The organism is Kitasatospora sp. NPDC008115, assembly GCF_042957205.1.
Classification (GTDB): Bacteria; Actinomycetota; Actinomycetes; order Streptomycetales; family Streptomycetaceae; genus Kitasatospora.
Genome location: NZ_JBIBHU010000017.1, coordinates 81,197 through 93,118, shown reverse-complemented (window position 1 = coordinate 93,118; position 11,922 = coordinate 81,197). Strand labels below are relative to the sequence as shown.

General features: G+C 74.5%; 14 protein-coding genes. 5 read left to right on the top strand and 9 right to left on the bottom strand.

The window, feature by feature from the left end; translation table 11 throughout:
• Window positions 1–77: 77 nt before the first annotated feature.
• Both ACFZBX_RS21910 and ACFZBX_RS21905 read left to right on the top strand, forming a co-directional pair.
• Window positions 78–878, top strand: coding sequence for an NAD(P)H-dependent oxidoreductase (locus ACFZBX_RS21910; protein WP_391535442.1), 801 nt, complete (start codon window positions 78–80; stop codon window positions 876–878).
• A gap of 104 nt (window positions 879–982) precedes the next feature.
• A complete protein-coding gene (locus ACFZBX_RS21905) occupies window positions 983–1,213 on the top strand; it encodes a hypothetical protein (RefSeq protein WP_391535441.1) in 231 nt (76 codons plus the stop codon).
• Here ACFZBX_RS21905 and ACFZBX_RS21900 read toward each other — a convergent pair.
• Together ACFZBX_RS21900 and ACFZBX_RS21895 are read right to left on the bottom strand one after the other, a co-directional pair.
• Complete coding sequence (locus ACFZBX_RS21900) at window positions 1,168–1,602, bottom strand: hypothetical protein (RefSeq protein WP_391535440.1); 435 nt, start codon at window positions 1,600–1,602, stop codon at window positions 1,168–1,170. The genes ACFZBX_RS21905 and ACFZBX_RS21900 overlap by 46 nt on opposite strands.
• 26 nt (window positions 1,603–1,628) lie before the next feature.
• Window positions 1,629–2,651: a winged helix-turn-helix domain-containing protein gene (locus tag ACFZBX_RS21895; protein ID WP_391535439.1), complete on the bottom strand. Its 1,023-nt coding sequence runs from the start codon at window positions 2,649–2,651 to the stop codon at window positions 1,629–1,631.
• Between the two features lie 287 nt (window positions 2,652–2,938).
• On the opposite strand from ACFZBX_RS21895, the gene ACFZBX_RS21890 reads away from it, so the two are divergent.
• On the top strand, window positions 2,939–3,448 hold the full coding sequence (locus tag ACFZBX_RS21890) for an RICIN domain-containing protein (protein WP_391535438.1): 510 nt from the start codon (window positions 2,939–2,941) through the stop codon (window positions 3,446–3,448).
• 44 nt (window positions 3,449–3,492) lie between these two features.
• Here the strand turns inward: ACFZBX_RS21890 and ACFZBX_RS21885 are convergent, their stop codons facing one another.
• From ACFZBX_RS21885 to ACFZBX_RS21875, 3 genes are all read right to left on the bottom strand, one after another.
• Entirely contained in the window at window positions 3,493–4,278 is a 786-nt protein-coding gene (locus ACFZBX_RS21885) for a hypothetical protein (RefSeq protein WP_391535437.1), read from the bottom strand.
• A gap of 112 nt (window positions 4,279–4,390) precedes the next feature.
• Window positions 4,391–4,942 (bottom strand): PadR family transcriptional regulator, encoded by a 552-nt coding sequence (locus tag ACFZBX_RS21880; protein WP_391535436.1) that lies wholly within the window; start codon window positions 4,940–4,942, stop codon window positions 4,391–4,393.
• Window positions 4,943–5,144: 202 nt separating this feature from the next.
• Window positions 5,145–7,205, bottom strand: coding sequence for an FAD-dependent oxidoreductase (locus ACFZBX_RS21875; RefSeq protein WP_391535435.1), 2,061 nt, complete (start codon window positions 7,203–7,205; stop codon window positions 5,145–5,147).
• 202 nt (window positions 7,206–7,407) lie between these two features.
• On the opposite strand from ACFZBX_RS21875, the gene ACFZBX_RS21870 reads away from it, so the two are divergent.
• A complete protein-coding gene (locus ACFZBX_RS21870) occupies window positions 7,408–8,676 on the top strand; it encodes an FAD-dependent monooxygenase (RefSeq protein ID WP_391535434.1) in 1,269 nt (422 codons plus the stop codon).
• A gap of 31 nt (window positions 8,677–8,707) precedes the next feature.
• Here ACFZBX_RS21870 and ACFZBX_RS21865 read toward each other — a convergent pair whose 3' ends face one another.
• Entirely contained in the window at window positions 8,708–9,283 is a 576-nt protein-coding gene (locus ACFZBX_RS21865) for a TerD family protein (protein WP_391535433.1), read from the bottom strand.
• Between the two features lie 53 nt (window positions 9,284–9,336).
• Window positions 9,337–10,254, bottom strand: a complete 918-nt coding sequence (locus ACFZBX_RS21860) for a LysR family transcriptional regulator (protein ID WP_391535432.1) — start codon at window positions 10,252–10,254, stop codon at window positions 9,337–9,339.
• A 72-nt stretch (window positions 10,255–10,326) separates the two neighbouring features.
• Between ACFZBX_RS21860 and ACFZBX_RS21855 the strand changes: the two genes are divergently transcribed.
• Entirely contained in the window at window positions 10,327–11,091 is a 765-nt protein-coding gene (locus tag ACFZBX_RS21855; RefSeq protein ID WP_391535431.1) for an SDR family oxidoreductase, read from the top strand.
• Here ACFZBX_RS21855 and ACFZBX_RS21850 read toward each other — a convergent pair.
• Window positions 11,088–11,471, bottom strand: coding sequence for a hypothetical protein (locus ACFZBX_RS21850; RefSeq protein WP_391535430.1), 384 nt, complete (start codon window positions 11,469–11,471; stop codon window positions 11,088–11,090). The genes ACFZBX_RS21855 and ACFZBX_RS21850 overlap by 4 nt on opposite strands.
• Window positions 11,468–11,911 (bottom strand): hypothetical protein, encoded by a 444-nt coding sequence (locus ACFZBX_RS21845; RefSeq protein WP_391535429.1) that lies wholly within the window; start codon window positions 11,909–11,911, stop codon window positions 11,468–11,470. Before ACFZBX_RS21845 ends, ACFZBX_RS21850 begins: the two co-directional genes overlap by 4 nt.
• Between the last annotated feature and the right edge of the window lie 11 nt (window positions 11,912–11,922).

Here is an 11,922-nt window from a genome sequence, read left to right as displayed (position 1 = left end):
CGCGGTACCAGGAACGGGAGTCCACCGGAAGAACAGGGAGCTGGCTGCGGCGCGCGGCGCGGGCGAGGGTGGACGCCATGAGCAGCCACGCACCGCAGCAGCCGTCCGAGGGGCGCCCCCAGCGCGTCCTGATCGTCACCGCCCACCCCGAACCCCGCTCCCTCACCGCCGCGTTGGCGGACTTCGCCGTCGAGCGGCTGCGCTCGGCCGGGCACGAGGTGCGGGTCTCGGACCTGTACGCGATGAAGTGGCAGTCCGCCCTCGGCGCCGACGACTTCCCAGAGCACCCGGCCGGCGCCCGCCTGGAGGTGCTCGCCGCCCAGGGCGAGGCCACCCGCGCCGGGCGGCTGGCGGCGGAGCTCGCGGCCGAGCAGGAGAAGCTGCGCTGGGCGGACGCGGTGGTGTTCCAGTTCCCGCTCTGGTGGTTCTCGGTGCCGGCGATCCTCAAGGGCTGGATCGACCGGGTGCTCACCTTCGAGTTCGCGCACGGCCCGGCCCTCGCGCCGCCGTACAGCGAGGGGGCGCTCGGCGGCAAGCGGGCGCTGCTGGCGGTGAGCGTCGGCGCGCGCGAGTCGGCGTTCTCCGACCGGGGCGCGCACGGGCCGCTGGCGGACGTGCTGTTCCCGCTGCAGCACGGCGTGCTCTGGTTCACCGGGATGGCGGCGCTCGAACCGTTCGCCGCGTACGGGACGGTGAGCCTGGCGGAGGAGGGGTTCGAGGCCGTCGCGGAGGCGTACGGGCGGCGGCTGGACGGGCTGTTCACGGAGCAGCCGGTGCCGTTCCGGCGGCTGGACGGCGGCGACTACGGGCGGGACATGCGGCTGCGGGAGGGGCTGGAGCGGCCGGGGGCGAGCGGGCTTGAGCTGCACACGCGGTGAGGTGACGGAGGAGAAGCCCGTTCGCCAACGGGTCTGCCGATGGGCAGAGTTGCGCGGGTGACCGTTGTGGTCCGCGCCCTGCCCGTCACCCCGTTGGAGGCCTGATGTCCTTTCCGTTCGACGCCCCGGTGCTGGAGGGCGCGGTCGTCCGCCTGGAGCCGCTCGGCCCGGGGCACCGCGCGGGCCTCGAAGCGGCCGCCGAGGAGGAGCGCGGCACGTACGGCTTCACCGAGGTGCCGCGCGCCGAGGAGTGGCCCGAGAGGCGGGCCCGCCTGGAGCGGCGGATCGCTCAGAAGGCGGCGGCCAGGTCGAGCGCGTCGCTCAGCGAGGCGTAGAAGACGCAGAGCAGCAGCCAGACGCCGAGCCCGGCGGTCACCCGGGCGAGCACCCGGCCGAACCGGCCGCGCCGCTCCCTGGCGCGGCGCAGCTGCCGCACGCCGAGGACGGTCACCAGGACGGCGACGGCGCCGAGGGCGTAGGCGAGCGCGGGGCTGCGGCGGTGGGCGAGTTCGGCGAGGACGAAGGCGGCGACCAGGGAGGCGGTGGTCAGCACGGTGAGCAGCGTGCCGAGGACCGCCTCCAGGAGCAGCTCCCCCAGGAACTCCCCGATCGCGTTCAGGCAGCCGCGCACCGGACCGTGCACGGGGCCGGTCACCGGTGTCGGGTCGCCCGGCTGGTGGACGGGCTTGCCGAGGTCGGGCGTGTCCGTGCTCACGTCGCTCATCGCTCCCCCTCCCTGGTCGCGGCACGCTAGCACGACGGGTCCGGCCCGGCGGGCGGGCGGTCGTCGAGGAGGGCCTTGCCGAGGGGGGTGAGGGCGTGGCGGACGCCGGGGCCGGTGCGTTCGGTGGTGAGCAGGCCGGCGGTGCGCAGGACGGTGGCGTGGTGGCTGGCGGTCGCGGCGGAGGTGCCGGTGCGGCGGGCGAGTTCGGCGGTGCCCGCCGGGTCGGCCACCGCCCGCAGGACGCGGGCGCGGGTGGCGCCGAGCAGGGCGACGAGCGCTCCGGCCGGCTCCTCGGCGGCGGCCGCGGCCCAGACGCTCCGGTAGGTGGCGAGGTCACGGGCCAGCGGGTAGTGCAGCACCAGCGGGTGCTCCGGTCCCCGGTTGTCCGTCATGGCGATCGGCTCGGGCCAGAAGAAGGTGGGCACGAGCAGGACGCCGGTCCCCCGCAGGTACACGTCGGCCTCCAGCGGGCAGGGCACCGACAGCACCGGCGAGGCCCAGTGGATGTCGGGGTGCAGCGAGCCGAGCAGGCCGTCCAGCCCGGCGTCGGCCACCGCCAGCGCCCGCGCGGTCCGCTCGGTGTGCGCGGCGGCCGTCAGCTGCGACCAGTAGGGGGCGACCGCGAACGCGTGGTACTCGCGCAGCCTGCGGTCGACCACCCCGCGCCACTCCCGGCAGCCGCCGTGCAGCTCCCGCACCCAGCGGGGCGTCCTCGGCCGCAGGTACTCCAGGACGGTCAGGTCCGCCGCCCACTGCCGGCGCGGCAGCGACCAGGTGTGGTCCAGGCTGTCCGGCAGGCTGTCGGTGGTGGCGTGCAGGAACGCCTCCGGGGCCTCCACCGCCCCGGCCGGCGTGGCCAGTTCGAACAGCGCGCCCAGTTCGGGGCGCAGGCGTTTACGGGTCCTTCCGCGCCACCCCTCCAGTGCCACTCCGCCCAGGTCGCGGGCCTGTACCAGGGACAGGCTCAGGACCGTCTCGGCGAGCGGGTCGGGTGCCCGCGCGATCCGGACCCTGGTCAGGTCGTCGTGGGTGAAGTGGATACGCAGCAATCCGGTCCCTTCCGTCGGCCTCCCGGCGGGGTGCGGCGACATCCCGGCCTCGCCCCCACCGATCCCTGCGGCCCCGGGCGGCCGTAAGCCCACCGTAAGCGCACTGTCCGGGTACGGCGGGCACGTTGCCCGGCTCTGACCGGTTCGTGGCACGCCCCGGACATTGCCCCGCCCGAATTCGATGGACCTCGAAGGGCCTTGGGGCGAACCGGGCCGACTGGTGATGCTGATCGCCGAGGGCGTCCCACCGCGGCGTCCCGGTCTCTTGGTGAGGAGTGCGTCCCGTCATGCGATCCACCATCCGTCAGTCCCTCGTCCGCTCCGGTGTCGTGGCCGGCAGCGTGCTGGCCGCCGCGGCCGTGCTGGCCACCCCCGCGCAGGCCGCCCCGGTGCTGCACGGCTACGCCAACGTCGTCCAGGGCAAGTGCCTCGACATCCGCGGCTCCTCCAACGCCGAGGGTGCGCTGCTCCAGGAGTTCAGCTGCAAGAACGCCTCGAACCAGCGGTTCTGGACGGACGACGCCGCCGTCGGCGGGACCGAGATCCGGGTGCAGAGCTCGTTCCTCTGTCTCGAACCGACCACCCTGAACGCCTACAGCAGCGTCATCCAGCGCCAGTGCTCCGGCGCGGACACCCAGAAGTGGGAGCTGGTCCCGCAGGGCGTCAACGCCGTCGCCTTCAAGAACAAGGCGACCGGCCTGTGCCTCCAGGACTGGCTCTCGGGCGACGGCAGCCGGCGCGAGGTCAACATGTGGCAGTGCAACGGGAGCGCCTACCAGCAGTGGCTGCTGCGCTGACGGGCCGGCTCCGGCTGCGGCGCGCCGCCGGGGCGCGCCCGTGCTCAGGCGCCCGCGCCCGGGGCGGCGGTGGAGCCGGCCTCGACGCCGAGGGTGCGTTCGGCCTTGGCGACGGCGGCCCGGTAGTAGAGGGAGGCCAGGTCGGCGTCGTCCGAGCCCTCCTGGAAGTACCCGTAACCGAGCGCGACGTCCCCGAGGCGTTCGATGCCGAGGTAGCCGTAGAGCGGAGTGCCGCCGACGGTGCCGTCGATGCGGACGGCCGGGGCCTCCTCGCGGTCGCCGAGGGTGACCTGGGTGACGGTCAGGGTCACGCTCTCCCCCTCGCCGTCGGTGATGTCGAGGGTGGGGCACTCGGTGAACGCGGATTCGACGGCTTCGAGGTCGGAGTCCATCTCGTCGGGCTCCGCCGCGGTGAGGAACTCCAGGATGAACGGGTGACCGTCCGGGCCCTCGAACTGGGCCTCCTGGTAGGGGCTCTGGGCGGAGCTGGGCAGGTCGTCGGTCACGGTGCCGTTGAGCAGGGCGCGCAGGGCGTCGCAGCCGGCCAGCGGGGTGGCGCCGGAGCCGGGCTCGGGCGAGGGGCTCTCGGTGTCCGGCTCCAGATCGGTGAAGTCGGGGCCGAGTTCGGCGGCGGTCAGCAGGGCCGCCTTGAGCTCGTCGTCGGTGGGCAGCTGGGTGACGGCCGCGGGTGCGTTCGCGGCGGCGGTCGCGGCGCCGTTCGCGGGTGCCGGCGCTGGTGCCGAACCGGCGGAGAGCTGGGCGCCGCCAAGGGTGAGCGCCGTCGCGACGGCCACCGCGGTGAGGGCGGGGAGAGGCCTCGGGAGGGACATACGGGCCCCCGGTCGAGAGGTCGGACAGGGACAGGCGTCCAGTCTCCCACCGACGGCCGGGCCCCGCCCCTCCGGCGGACATCGCCGCAGGTCAGAGGGAGTCTTGAGAGGATCAGGCGGAGTCGGCGGGGCGGGCCGGGGGCAGCGCGTCGAGGGTCTCCGCGAGCCAGCTCACCCAGAACGTCTCCAGGCCGATCCCGGCGCGCAGCACGGCGTGCTGGAGCGGGTCGCCGTCCAGCTCCGCCCCGGCCGGGAAGTCGCGCCGCTCGATCTCCTCGTAATGCGCCAACTGCTCGCGGTGCAGGGCGAGGTGACGGCGCAGCTCGACGTCCAGCCCGGCCGTGCCGACCACCGCGGCGGCGCGCAGCCGCAGCAGCAGCGGATCGCGGATCGGCCGGGGCTCGTCGGCGGCGGCCGTCCACCGCTCCAGCTCGGCGCGCCCGCCGGACAGCACCTCGTACTCCTTCTTCTGTCCGCGCACCGGCCCGGTCTGCGGGAGCGCCCGGATCAGCCCGGCGGCCTCCAGCCGGCTCAGCTCGCGGTAGATCTGCTGGTGGGTGGCGGACCAGAAGAAGCCGATCGACTTGTCGAACCGCCTGGTCAGCTCCAGACCGGAGGATGGCTTCTCCAGCAGGGCGGTGAGGATGGCGTGCGGCAGCGACATGGCACCGATCCTAGGGCTCGCCTTCGAACCCCCGCCGTCCGCCCGCAGGGCGGGCCGGGCGGCGTCCGGGTGCGTGCATCGCAAGGCGGAGGTGGGGGCGCCTCCCGGCCGAAGGCCGGGGGCGCGTCGCCCGGCAGGCGGGGGTTCGAGGACGGGCCCCAGGTCGGGCCCCTGGAGCGCCGCCGCACGCGGGGGTGGCCGCTCAGAGGGCGGCGGCCAGTTCGGTGCCCTGCTTGATGGCGCGCTTGGCGTCGAGTTCGGCCGCCACGTCGGCGCCGCCGATGAGGTGCGGGGTGACGCCGAGGGCGCGCAGCGCGGCGTCGAGGTCGCGGCGCGGCTCCTGGCCGGTGCAGAGCACCACGGTGTCGACGGGCAGCAGTTGCGGTTCGCCGTCGAGGGTGAGGTGCAGTCCGGCGTCGTCGATCAGGTCATAGCGGGCGCCGGCGACCATGGTGACGCCGCGGTGCTTGAGCTCGGTGCGGTGGATCCAGCCGGTGGTCCTGCCGAGTCCGCCGCCGACCTTGCCCGGCTTGCGCTGGAGCAGGTGGACGCGGCGGGGCGGCTCGGGCCGCTCGGGGCGGGTGAGGCCGCCGCGCTCGCGGTACTCGCCGTCGATGCCCCAGTGGCGGCGGTGCACGGCCGGGTCGAGGCTCGGCGCGTCGCCCGCGTCGGTGAGGTACTCGGCGACGTCGAAGCCGATGCCGCCGGCGCCGAGGACGGCCACCCGCTCGCCGACGTGGGCGCCGTCGCGCAGCACGTCGAGGTAGCCGAGCACGCTGGGGTGGTCGACGCCGGGCAGGTCGGCGGGGTCGGGGGTGCGCGGGGTGACGCCGGTGGCGAGCACGACCTCGTCGAAGCCCTCGGCGGCGAGGCCGTCCGCGTCGGCCGGCGTGCCGAGCCGCAGGTCCACGCCGAGGGTGTCGAGGCGGTGGCGGTAGTAGCGCAGGGTCTCGGCGAACTCCTCCTTGCCGGGGATGCGGCGGGCGATGTCGAGCTGGCCGCCGATGGTGTCGGCGGCGTCGTACAGGGTGACCCGGTGGCCGCGCTCGGCGGCGGTGACGGCGAAGGCGAGGCCGGCCGGTCCGGCGCCGACGACACCGATCCGCTTGGCGAGCCGGGTGGGGGCGAGGACGAGTTCGGTCTCGTGGCAGGCGCGCGGGTTGACCAGGCAGGAGGTGATCCTCCCGCTGAAGGTGTGGTCGAGGCAGGCCTGGTTGCAGCCGATGCAGGTGTTGACGGCCTCGGGGCGGCCCTCGGCGGCCTTGGCGACGAAGTCGGGGTCGGCGAGCAGCGGGCGGGCGAGCGAGACGAGGTCGGCGCAGCCGTCGGCGAGCAGTTGCTCGGCCAGTTCCGGGGTGTTGATGCGGTTGGTGGTGACCAGCGGTATCGAGACCGAGCCCATCACCCGCTTGGTCACCCAGGCGTAGGCGCCGCGCGGCACCGAGGTGGCGATGGTGGGGATGCGCGCCTCGTGCCAGCCGATGCCGGTGTTGATGATGGTGGCGCCGGCCTCCTCGACGGCCCTGGCGAGGCGGATCACCTCGTCGAGGGTGGAGCCGCCGGGGACGAGGTCGAGCATGGAGAGCCGGTAGACCAGGATGAAGTCCGGGCCGACCCGCTCGCGCACCCGGCGGACGATCTCGACCGGGAAGCGCATCCGGTTCTCGTACGGGCCGCCCCACTCGTCCTCGCGGTGGTTGGTGGCGGCGGCGGTGAACTCGTTGATCAGGTAGCCCTCGGAGCCCATGATTTCGACGCCGTCGTAGCCGGCCCGCCGGGCGAGCGCGGCGCAGCGGGCGAAGTCGTCGATCGTCCGCTCGACCTCGTCGGCGGTGAGGGCGCGCGGCGGGAAGGGGCTGATCGGGGCCTGGACGGCGCTGGGGGCGACCAGGCCCCGGTGGTAGGCGTAGCGGCCGAAGTGCAGGATCTGCAGCGCGATCCGGCCGCCGGCGGCGTGCACGGCGTCGGTGACGACGCGGTGCCGGTCGGCCTCCTCCTCGGTGGTGAGCATGGCGCCGCCGTCCCAGGGGCGGCCGGCCTCGTTGGGGGCGATGCCGCCGGTGACGATGAGGCCGACGCCGCCGCGGGCGCGTTCGGCGTAGAAGGCGGCCATCCGCTCGAAGCCGTCCGGGGCCTCCTCCAGGCCGACGTGCATGGAGCCCATGATCACGCGGTTGGGGAGGGTGGTGAAGCCGAGGTCGAGCGGGCGCAGCAGGTGCGGGTAGGGCGGGGGCGGGGCTTCGGTGCCGGCGGTCGTCGTCATCACGGCGTCTCCTGGACGGGCTGGTGGTTACTCCACGGTAGGGGACGTGCGACCCCTTATGCAACGAGTTGCATAAGTGATCCGGGGAACACCGTCCGACTTCCGCTGACGGATCGTCAGTGCGCGCCGTATCGTCGATGCCGACGGGACGACGAAGGGGCCGGCGCGGGGCCGGCGAGGTCCCGGCGAGAGGGGGACGGTCGTGCGGGGTGGATCGGTCGCCGTGGTCGGCGGCAGCATCGCGGGGTGCGCGCTCGCGCGGGCGGCGGCCCGGGGCGGCGCCGAGCGGGTCACCGTGCTGGAGCGCAGCCCGGGGCACCTGGAGGACCGCGGGGTGGGCCTGTGCATCCTGCTGGACCGCTACGACGAACTCGTCCGGGCCGGGCACCTCGACGACGGCATCCGCCACCACCCCGTCACCTCCCGGCACTGGGTGGCGCGCGGCGGGGACGACGCGGGGCGCGGACGGGTGCTGTGGGTGCAGCCGATGGCCATGCACTCCTACCACTGGGGCGTGCTCTGGCAGGGCCTGCGCGAACGCACCCCGGACAGCGTCGAGTTCCGCCCCGGAACGGCCGTCACGGCGGTCGGCGGCACCGACTGCGCCGGGCCCGCCTGGGTGGAGACGGCGGCCGGCGGGCGCGAGGAGCACGACCTGGTGGTCGGCGCCGACGGCCACCGCTCGGTGGTGCGCACCGCCGTCTGCCCCGAGGCCCGCTCCGAGTACGCCGGGTACGTCGCCTGGCGCGGCAGCTTCGACGCGCGGTTGCTCGACACCCTCCCCGGCGGCGCGGCCCGCTGGCCGGAGCAGGAGGTGATCACCGCCTGCTACCCCGGCGGCCAGGTCGTGCTCTACCGCATCCCCGGGCTCGCCCCCGGCTCCACCCTGGTGAACTGGGTCTTCTACGCCCCCGCGCCCGCCTGGCTGGAGCGCGCCGACGAGGACTCCGACCCGCTCGGCTTCGCGGTCGGCTCACTGGACACCGCCCGCCACGGCGAACTGGCCGAACTCGCCGAGCGCGTGCTGCCGTCGTACTGGGCGGCGGCCGTCAACCTGACCCCGGTCGAACGGATCCTGCTCCAGCCGATCCACGACCTGGAGACCCCGCGCCGCACCGCCGGCCGTCTGCTGCTCGCCGGCGACGCCGCCACGCTCGTGCGCCCGCACACCACCAGCGGCGCCGCCAAGGCGCTCCAGGACGCCTCCGCCTTCGAGGACGCCTGGCGGGCGGCCGAGGGCTGGGCGGACCTGCTGCCCGGCTACGACCGCGAACGCGGCGCGGCCGGACACGCCCTGGTGGACCTCAGCCGCCGGCTGGGCCGGGCGCAGGTCACCGGCGCGCCGGACTGGTCGGCCATCGACGCGGCGGGGATGGCCGCGTGGTGGCGGGGGCAGCTGGGCAGCACGGGCGGGTTCGGCGGCCTGGCACTCGACCGCCCGCCGAACCCGCCGTCGGCCACCGGGCGTTGACCCGCCACGCCGCTCCGGGCCTACCTACGGATCAGACGTTCACGCCGTAGTCGATGGCGATGCCGCGCAGGCCGGAGGCGTAGCCCTGGCCGATCGCGCGGAACTTCCACTCGGCGCCGTTGCGGTACAGCTCGCCGAAGACCATCGCCGTCTCGGTGGAGGCGTCCTCGGAGAGGTCGTAGCGGGCGATCTCCTGCCCGTTGGCCTGGTTGACGACCCGGATGAACGCGTTGCGCACCTGGCCGAAGCTCTGGAGGCGGCTCTCGGCTTCGTAGATCGACACCGGGAACACCACCTTGGCCACCTCCACCGGGACGGCGGCCAGGTCGACCTTGATCTGCTCGTCGTCGCCGTCGCCGCCACCGGTGAGGTTGTCACCGCTGTGCTCGACCGAACCGTCCGGGCTGCTCAGGTTGTTGAAGAAGACGAAGTGCCGGTCCGAGAGCACCTTGCCGTGCGCGCTGCAGAGCAGCGCGCTGGCGTCCAGGTCGTAGTCGGTACCGGTGGTGGTGCGCACGTCCCAGCCGAGTCCGACGATGACGGCCGTCAGGCCCGGCGCCTCCTTGGTGAGCGAGACATTGCCGCCCTTGGCCAGCGAAACTCCCACGATTGCCCTCCTCGGTCGCTCTCCCTGCCAATGAATCTACAGCACTGTAGAGATCACGAGGCCCGGTCGTGCGACAACAACCCGGCCACATGCTCCGGCAGCAGACAGGCCCGGCGGGAGAGGAGCTCGACGAACGCCGCCGTCAGCGCGTCCGGCCTGGTACGGGTGTACGCCACCAGCGGCCGGCGCACCGGCGGTTCGGGCCTGCGCACCAGCCCGTCGAACCCGTTCGGCACGATGTTCGCCGGCACCAGCGCCGGCCCCAGCCCCGCCGCCGCGAGCAACGGCGCCGCCGCCGTCTGCTCGGTGCGCACCGCCGCCCTGGGGCGGAAGCCGGCCTCGGCGCAGGCCGCGTCCAGCAGGTCCGCCAGGCCGTTGCCGGGCGCGTAGTGCACCCAGTCGTGCCCGGCCAGGTCCGCGAGCGGCACCCGGCCGCCTGTCACCCCCGTGCCTTCGGGCAGAACCAGCACGAACTCCTCCACCCCCAGCTCCCGGATCGGCCCCTCCCAGTCCGCCGGCGGCGTCCCCACCGCCACATCCGCCTGACCGGCCGCCATCGCCGCCCGCAGCTCCTCGTTGTGCGCGAACTCCCGCAGCCGGATCCGCACCCCCGGATGCGCCGCCCGCCACGCCCGCAGCACCGGCGGCAGGATGCCCAGGCCCACCGAGTACACCGTCGCCAACTCCAGCTCCCCGCCCGCCAGTCCGGCCGCCTGCCGGGCCGCCGCCCGCACCCGCCCGGCGTCCGCCAGCGCCGCCCGCGCGTGCGGCAGCACCGCCCGCCCCATCGGCGTCGGCCGCACCCCCCGGGGCAGCCGCTCCAGCAATGGCCCGCCCACCGCCTTCTCCAGCGCCCGCACCTGGTGCGACAGCGCGGGCTGGGTGACGTGCAGCAGCTCGGCGGCGCGGGTGAAGGAGCCGGTGTCGACGACGGTGACGAGGTACTCGAACTGCCGGAGGGTTGCTGCCATGCACGCAGTTTATGGCTTTCGCAAGAAACAAGCCTTGGACGCATCCCAGCAGCTCAGCGCAGCCTTGTCCGCATGAGCAACAGTGATCTCCCCTCGTCCCTCCCCCTCCCCCTCCCCCTCGCCTCCCGCCGCGTCGTCGTGGTCGGCGCCGGCTCCCACACCGGCCGCGCCCTCGCCCACGCCGCCTCCGCCGCCGGAGCCGAACTGATCCTCGCCGGCCCCGACCCGCGCAAGCTGGAGTGGACGGCCGGCGAGCTGTCCGGCCCCTCGAAGGTCGTCCCCGTCGACCTCACCGACGAGGCCTCCATCGCCGCCCTCGCCACCGCCACCGGCCGCTTCGACCACCTGGTCTCCACCGCCGCCCTCCCCGCCAACGGCCCGCTCGCCGACCTCGAACTCGCCGACATCCACCGCGCGTTCGGCGCCAAGGTCTACGGCCCGCTGCTGCTCGCCAAGCACCTCGCCCCGCAGGCCGCCACCGACACCCCCGACGGCGCCTCCTTCACCTTCTTCTCCGGCGTCGCCGCCTGGCGCCCCGCCCCCGCCCGCACCGTGATGGCCACCACCAACGGCGCCCTCGCCTTCCTCGTCCAGGCCCTCGCCGTCGAGGTCGCCCCCGTCCGCGTCAACGCCGTCTCCCCCGGCATCGTCGACACCGGCGCCTGGGACCGCCTCGGCGCCGACAAGGCCGCCTTCCTCCACACCACCGCCACCCGCAACCCCGCCCGCCGCACCGGCACCCCCGAAGACCTGGTCCGCGCCGTCCACTTCGCCATGACCAGCCCCTTCGTCACCGGCACCGTCCTGCACGTCGACGGCGGCGCCCGCCTGGCCTAACCGCCGCCCGCGTCGCCCTTCCGCTTCCGCCGCCTGACCGCCGTCTCCCGCGCCGCCACCACGACGGCCGCCGCGTACCCCGCCGCATCCCCCGCGAACACCGGCGGCGCGGCGTCCGTCCAGTGGTGGAAGTACGCCTCCACACACCGCCGGAACCGCTCGGGGTCGGCGGGCCCGGCGAGCTCGAAGTCGACCTCGTTCCCCTTCGGCCCGGTCGCGAACAGCCTCAGCGGCCTGCCCCCGGCGTCGAAGGCGTCCCTGATGTCACTGACGAACTCCGGCTCGGAGGCGAGGCGGACGTCCTCCGGGGACTCGCAGGGAATCAGCCAGTCGTCATCGTCGACCAGCACACAGGGGAACGAGACCGCCTGCACCGTCATCCCTTCATCCTGCGCTCCGCGGCGTGGGCGATCGCTTCCTGCTCCCAGATCTCCAGCCCGGCGTTCACCCTCCGGGGCTCCTCCCGGACCCCCCGGGAGGTCGGCACGTACACCTGCAACCAGCGGCCGTTCCGGGACAGCTTCGCCCAGGCCCGGCCGTCGACGATGGCGCCGACGAACTCGAAGACGACCGCGATCTCGACCTCGTCGAAGACGAATCCGTCACAGAACACCCGCACGGTGTCCGAGTGCTCAGCCACCGAGATGCCGACGACCTGCCCCGCCGAGGTGTCCGTCCACAGGTCGACGATGCGCGGGGCCTCCAGGATCTCCCGCACCTCGACGTCGACGAAGAGCTCCGAGCCCTCCACCCGGCCGACGAACTCGTCGATGTCGACCAGTCGACTCCACTCCGGCTTCCGCCGCCACCACCCGAACATCGCTGTCCCTT

What these genes read in the sequence shown, in the direction of transcription:
- ACFZBX_RS21910 (WP_391535442.1), top strand. Translation starts at nt 78, where the DNA reads ATGAGCAGCCACGCACCGCAGCAGCCGTCCGAGGGGCGCCCCCAGCGC.
- ACFZBX_RS21905 (WP_391535441.1), top strand. Translation starts at nt 983, where the DNA reads ATGTCCTTTCCGTTCGACGCCCCGGTGCTGGAGGGCGCGGTCGTCCGC.
- ACFZBX_RS21900 (WP_391535440.1), bottom strand. Translation starts at nt 1,602, where the DNA reads ATGAGCGACGTGAGCACGGACACGCCCGACCTCGGCAAGCCCGTCCAC.
- ACFZBX_RS21890 (WP_391535438.1), top strand. Translation starts at nt 2,939, where the DNA reads ATGCGATCCACCATCCGTCAGTCCCTCGTCCGCTCCGGTGTCGTGGCC.
- ACFZBX_RS21885 (WP_391535437.1), bottom strand. Translation starts at nt 4,278, where the DNA reads ATGTCCCTCCCGAGGCCTCTCCCCGCCCTCACCGCGGTGGCCGTCGCG.
- ACFZBX_RS21880 (WP_391535436.1), bottom strand. Translation starts at nt 4,942, where the DNA reads ATGTCGCTGCCGCACGCCATCCTCACCGCCCTGCTGGAGAAGCCATCC.
- ACFZBX_RS21875 (WP_391535435.1), bottom strand. Translation starts at nt 7,205, where the DNA reads ATGACGACGACCGCCGGCACCGAAGCCCCGCCCCCGCCCTACCCGCAC.
- ACFZBX_RS21860 (WP_391535432.1), bottom strand. Translation starts at nt 10,254, where the DNA reads ATGGCAGCAACCCTCCGGCAGTTCGAGTACCTCGTCACCGTCGTCGAC.
- ACFZBX_RS21855 (WP_391535431.1), top strand. Translation starts at nt 10,327, where the DNA reads ATGAGCAACAGTGATCTCCCCTCGTCCCTCCCCCTCCCCCTCCCCCTC.
- ACFZBX_RS21850 (WP_391535430.1), bottom strand. Translation starts at nt 11,471, where the DNA reads ATGACGGTGCAGGCGGTCTCGTTCCCCTGTGTGCTGGTCGACGATGAC.
- ACFZBX_RS21845 (WP_391535429.1), bottom strand. Translation starts at nt 11,911, where the DNA reads ATGTTCGGGTGGTGGCGGCGGAAGCCGGAGTGGAGTCGACTGGTCGAC.